Consider the following 2,585-nt stretch of genomic DNA (forward strand, 5'->3'; position numbering starts at 1 on the left):
CTGGGCCAGCACGCCGATTTCCAGCGGGTCGGGCAACAGCTTGCCGTCGGCGTCGCGCACGCGCATGCCGTTGACCCAGGTGCCCGCTTGCACGGTGCCGTCGGTAAGCACCAAGGTGCCACGACCCTGGTAGTTGTCGCTGTCGAAACCGCCGATATAGAAGCTGCCGTCGGTGAGGTTCAGGCGGCCTTCGCCGCTGAAGCGCCAATCGCTGAACTGGCCGACGTAGTGGCTGCTATCGACGCCGATCAACTCGCCCTTGCCGCTGAGGGCGCCTTCCTTGAACTGGCCGATCCACACGTCGCCGTCGGCGTTTTCGTAGCGACCCTTGCCGTTCAGTTGGTTCTGTTTGAACTGGCCGACGTAGATGTCGCCGTCAGCGCTGTTGAAGGTGCCGTTGCCTTCCAGTTGGCCGTCGACGAAGTGACCGCTGAACTGGTTGCCGCTGTCATCGTTGCGCTGACCTTCGCCGTTGGGCTTGCCGTGGGCGAACTGGCCCTGGTATTGGCTGCCGTCGGCCAGCTCCAGGCGCCCGAGGCCGGAATACTGATCGTCCTTGAATTCGCCGCGATAGGTCATCTGCCCCTCTTTGAGGGTGCCTTCGCCGTTGCGCCGGCCTTGTTTGAAACCGCCGACATACTGGCTGCCCGCAGTGGTCAGGCTCCCCTGGCCGTCGAACAGGCCTTGCTGGAATTGACCTTTATAGACTTCGCCGTTGCTGCCGTGCCATTCGCCCTGGCCATGCCACTGGCCTTTGTCGAACTGGCCGGTGTACCAGCTGCCGTTGGGGTAGTCCACGCGGCCCTGGCCCTGCAGCAAGCCATTGACCACATCACCCCGGTAACGGCCGCCATCGGGCAGGCGCGCATCGGGCGGCAACAGCGATTCGCCGTCTCCGCAAGCGGTGAGCAACAGGGCAAGGACAAGGGGAGCGAGTGGGCGCATAGCGGGATCCGGATAATTGAGCGCCGAGTATGCCGCAGCTACGACTTACATACATAAATTTACGTGCCCCGTGGTGAGTTTCAGCGCCTCACCACAGGGTGGCGCTTACACGAAGCAGAGCGACAGCGACTCGGCAATGTAAGCGGGTTTTTCCTGGCCTTCGATTTCCAGGGTGGCGGTGGCCTTGAACAGCCATTGGCCGGGCTTTTTCTCGGTGACGTCGGTGAGCGTCACGTTCAGGCGCACCTTGGAATTGACCTTCACCGGCTGGATAAAGCGCACGCTGTCCAAGCCATAGTTGACCGCCATCTTCAGGCCTTCGGGCATGATCAGGATGTCTTCCATCAACTTGGGCATCAGCGACAGCGACAGGAAACCGTGGGCGATGGTGCTGCCGAACGGGGTTTGCGCGGCCTTGACCGGGTCGACGTGGATGAACTGATGGTCGCCGGTGGCTTCTGCGAACAGGTTGATGCGGGCCTGGTCGATGGTGAGCCAGTCGGAACGTCCCAGTTCCTTGCCGACATAATCTTTGAGCTGCGCTACAGGTACATAGGGCATTGCGTCTCTCCTTGGTTCATCGGTTTTTATTGATGTGCGAGAACGATGTTAGATCATCATGGGCAACTAGCCCGGTCAACCCACCATGCTTATTGCGAATGCCTGAGCATAGCGCGGGCATGTTTATAATGCGGGCGAGTCTTGAGGGGGGAAGAACGGATGCTGTTACGCGGTCTGACATGGCTGGTGCTGTTTCAATTGATCGGCACGGCGATCAACCATTTGCTGATGCCGGTGTTGCCGGGGCCGATCATCGGTTTGCTGTTGATGCTGGGTTATTTGGTGTGGCGCGGCGAAGTCGCTGAGCCCCTGAGCCTGGCGGCCAGCAGCCTGCTGCGTTACTTGCCGTTGCTGCTGGTGCCGCCGGCGGTGGGGGTGATGGTGTATGCCAAGGATATTGCCGCCGACTTCTGGGCCATCGTCGGCGCGTTGGTGTTGTCGCTGGTGATCGCCATGGGGTTCGTCGGCGTGCTGATGCAAAAGCTGGTCAAGCGCCAGGCGCAGAAGGAGGAGCAATCATGACCTTCGACTGGCAAGGCGCATGGACAGCGGTGATTCATCATCCGCTATTCGGCATCGGCGTCACCCTTGGCGCCTATCAACTGGTGCTCGCGGGCTTCGAGAAAACCCGCTGGATCTTCCTGCAGCCGGTGCTGGTGTCGATGCTGCTGGTGATTGGCGTGCTGCTCACCTGTGGCCTGAGTTACGCCGAGTACCGCAAGAGCACCGAGATCATGAGCATCCTGCTGGGCCCGGCGACCGTGGCCCTGGCGGTGCCGCTCTATCTGAACTTGCGACGGATTCGTCAATTGTTCTGGCCGATTTTTACTACGCTGGTGATAGGTGGCGTGTTGGCCACTGGTCTCTGTGTATTGCTGGGCTGGTGGTTCGGTGCCGAACACAGGATGTTGATGACCATGGCGCCCAAGTCGGTGACCTCGCCGATTGCCATGCTGGTGGCCGAGCAGATCGGCGGCGTGGCTGCGTTGGCTGCGGTGTTTGTGCTGATCACCGGGGTGATCGGTGCGATGATCGGCCCGGCGTACTTGTCGCGCCTGGGCGTGCACAGCCCCGAGGCG

4 protein-coding genes are annotated in these 2,585 nt (G+C 61.1%); 2 read left to right on the forward strand and 2 right to left on the reverse strand.

From position 1 onward, the window contains the following. Positions 1-945, reverse strand: a 945-nt coding sequence (locus tag L9Z73_RS28920) for an MORN repeat-containing protein (RefSeq protein WP_430624325.1), incomplete at its 3' end; no start/stop codon positions are given. Between the two features lie 105 nt (positions 946-1,050). Continuing rightward, the gene (locus tag L9Z73_RS28925; protein ID WP_017848354.1) at positions 1,051-1,506 is read right to left on the reverse strand and encodes a MaoC family dehydratase; all 456 of its coding nucleotides are present in this window, start codon (positions 1,504-1,506) and stop codon (positions 1,051-1,053) included. A gap of 159 nt (positions 1,507-1,665) precedes the next feature. Here L9Z73_RS28925 and L9Z73_RS28930 point away from each other — a divergent pair, with 159 nt between their 5' ends. Both L9Z73_RS28930 and L9Z73_RS28935 read left to right on the forward strand, forming a co-directional pair. Beyond that, complete coding sequence (locus L9Z73_RS28930) at positions 1,666-2,028, forward strand: CidA/LrgA family protein (RefSeq protein WP_247408252.1); 363 nt, start codon at positions 1,666-1,668, stop codon at positions 2,026-2,028. After that, positions 2,025-2,585: LrgB family protein (locus tag L9Z73_RS28935; RefSeq protein WP_247408255.1), on the forward strand; the 561-nt coding region annotated here is incomplete at its 3' end. The genes L9Z73_RS28930 and L9Z73_RS28935, both read left to right, overlap by 4 nt.

It is taken from the genome of Pseudomonas emilianonis, assembly GCF_023072625.1.
Lineage (GTDB): Bacteria > Pseudomonadota > Gammaproteobacteria > Pseudomonadales > Pseudomonadaceae > Aquipseudomonas > Aquipseudomonas paraveronii.